This window comes from Enterococcus phoeniculicola ATCC BAA-412, from assembly GCF_000407505.1.
Lineage (GTDB): Bacteria > Bacillota > Bacilli > Lactobacillales > Enterococcaceae > Enterococcus_K > Enterococcus_K phoeniculicola.
In genome coordinates this window covers 1-2619 of record NZ_ASWE01000011.1, presented here as the reverse complement: position 1 = coordinate 2619, position 2619 = coordinate 1, and the positions used below count along the sequence as shown (strand labels likewise).

At 39.3% G+C, this 2619-nt stretch carries 3 protein-coding genes; all 3 read right to left on the bottom strand.

Going from position 1 to position 2619, the window contains the following annotated elements; translation table 11 throughout:
- A partial coding sequence (locus I589_RS17680) for a sortase family protein (protein ID WP_016250120.1) occupies positions 1 to 425 on the bottom strand: 425 nt, incomplete at its 3' end.
- The gene (locus I589_RS17675; RefSeq protein WP_016250118.1) at positions 409 to 1500 is read right to left on the bottom strand and encodes a WxLIP family cell surface protein; all 1092 of its coding nucleotides are present in this window, start codon (positions 1498 to 1500) and stop codon (positions 409 to 411) included. The genes I589_RS17680 and I589_RS17675, both read right to left, overlap by 17 nt.
- A 248-nt stretch (positions 1501 to 1748) precedes the next feature.
- Positions 1749 to 2495 (bottom strand): WxL domain-containing protein, encoded by a 747-nt coding sequence (locus I589_RS17670; RefSeq protein ID WP_010766888.1) that lies wholly within the window; start codon positions 2493 to 2495, stop codon positions 1749 to 1751.
- Positions 2496 to 2619 lie beyond the last annotated feature (124 nt).

Below are 2619 nucleotides of genomic sequence, written 5' to 3'. Positions count from 1 at the left end.
AGCAGCTTGCCAAACAATAACTCATCAATACCTAAATGGTGCCCAAACAAGACAAAATTATCCTTTGCCAATGTTCGGTCTGGATACATGACAACCCCGCCCAAAAGGAGATTCTCGTTAGTAATACCCACGAGAATCGGCTGTTCTAGCCCCACAGAGGGGATCAAAATCTGCCCATAGCTTTCTTGTGTTGCCTTTGCACGATTGTTGAAAATAGAAGAAAGCTGTGGCGTTTGGATTGCTTCTTCCACTGGATATTCGGTTGGCAAAATTTTCTGTTGAACGAACGCTGTTCGTTGAATTTGCCAACCAATCATACTATCTTTTAACCAAGGGGAAACGATGAACAACAAACCTAAAATAACGAGTCCATCGATGAGGCATTCAACAAACCATTCTTTTTGTTTGTTACTTAGCCTCTTCATCTTTGTCTTTCTTTCTCTTTAAAAATAAAATCAATAGTAGAATCGCGATCAATAAAATCAGCGCGCCAATAATAACATACAGCCATGGGAAATCTTCTTTTTCAATCGAAACATCCTTGGCATTTAATTTATCCGCCACTTCTTTTTTGATTTCAAACTCTTTTTCAAATGTCCATTTATAAAGATAACGAACGGTGTTTCCTTCTTCGTCTTTTACTTCATACTTGCCGCTATCAGACAATCCACCATAAGCAACTGTCTTCAACAGGTATTTCCCTGCTTGTAACTTTTCGCCATTTAATGCGATTGGATACTCAAAATTTGAATTAGGTGCCATCTGCATTCTCGGCGCAGATGATTTGTATAAAACGTCACTTTCTCCTTGCTTTGTCACCTCGTGGTTCATACGTAATTGATTCAAATAAACAGGCGCTGGATTTTGAAACCCAACATTAATTACGTTTCGAACATTCACTTGAGACGCATTAATCTCGAGTATGTTTAAATCTGGCTTTACTTCTACATCTGTTTCTTTTAACACAAGTCCTACGGCGAAGGCATATTCGTTTTTGATTGCCATGCCTGTTTCTTCATTTTTTTCAGTTTTCGCTTTTTCAGAGACGATTTCTTTGAATGTAATACCACCTGCTAGAATCCCGTCAAATGAGTCCTTGGGCATCGTAATTTTCAGTGGAACATTCATTACACTCTTTGGTTTTAGGGTCACTTCTTCTTCGACTTCAACGAGATCTTTCAAATTATACTTTAATGACTCATCTGCTTTAATCTCGTTGGGACTGTATTCCACTACCCCATTTAAATTCGTTGTAGCACTTGCCACATGAATCCCCACTTTGACCTCTTTATCAGTGCTGTTTCTAAGCTCCACTTCAACGGTCTGGGCTTGATCTGGTTTCATCAATAATTCAAAATATGTTTTATTTTTATCAATTTGATTTTCAGGTATGACTGGGCTTACCGCAAAATTCAGTTTGGAAGCAACCCCTGGACTTGTAGTGAACAAGATGCCTCCGATGAATAGAAGCGTCCACATAATTTTTTTAAGTTGTTTCATATAGTTCATTTCCCCTTTGTTTACTATGCAAAAATAGAGCCTGCTTTTTTTATATCAGAGTAACTTTGGATTGGAGCGAACGTCGTTTCCTCGAAAAACGAACAGGTCTGTCCTACTCATTTCTGAGGGTTCCCACTCACGCCTATCACCGTTTATTTAGATTCAAAGAGTCCGAAACATAGCTCAAGGAGCTATGTCTCAGACTCAGACCTTTCAATGGAACTTCCGCGATTCTTCCGTTGCTTTCATTAAACCCCTGGAACGTCACTAAGTACCCATGTAAAGTTGGTTTCATAACGATCGCTATATTTTGTTGAAGAGCCTGGTACTTCAAGAGAAACACTGGTTGCTGCTGATGCTTGATCAGTTCCCCAATCAAACAAGTAAGTTCCAGCACCTTCGGTTGCTTTTGCACTCATCACTAAGGTTTCAGCACCTGGTGCTAAAACGATTTGTGTAGGACCTGTTGGCGCTGTTGAATGGGAAGCAGTCACTACGTTTCCGTTGTCTAACGTAATTTCAGCCCCTTCTAATTCAGTGCCAGCCTTGATGTTTGTTGTTTTAAATTGTGCATCCTGTGTCACTTTAAGTGTCCAGCCTGCTTCTGTTCCTCGGTTATCTGTTACTTGGACAAAGTTTGGACCCGTTGTATCAGTGCCTGCTTTATCTTTGTATGCTTGTGGTAAAGCATTGTATGTTTTTATAACAGAGGTAATAGTTTGTTCGCCAAAGTAGAAACTTGATGCAAAATCAATAGATAGTGGTCCAGCTGTTCCTGGTTCTGATGGATCTTCTCCATCTGGATTTGTCGGTGTAATTGGATCTACTGGTTTTAATGGATCCACTGGGTCAGTTGGATCTGTACTTGGTGTATAAGTAATCACACCTTTAGATGGATACGTATCTCCTGTAGTTCCTGCTTGTGCTGATAATGGAGCTAAAACTGCTGCGCCAAACAACGCGATAGTTGCTACTAACATTTTTGTATTTTTCATTTATATTTCCTCCCAATAGTCAGTCGTCTGATTGTTTTTTATAAAAATCATTTGAAGTGTTTTTTCTTTACTCTAATGCAATTCCTTAAATTGATGGTGTATCTGACAATGTCCAAGTTAATGT

What these genes read in the sequence shown, in the direction of transcription:
- I589_RS17675 (WP_016250118.1), bottom strand. Translation starts at nt 1,500, where the DNA reads ATGAAACAACTTAAAAAAATTATGTGGACGCTTCTATTCATCGGAGGC.
- I589_RS17670 (WP_010766888.1), bottom strand. Translation starts at nt 2,495, where the DNA reads ATGAAAAATACAAAAATGTTAGTAGCAACTATCGCGTTGTTTGGCGCA.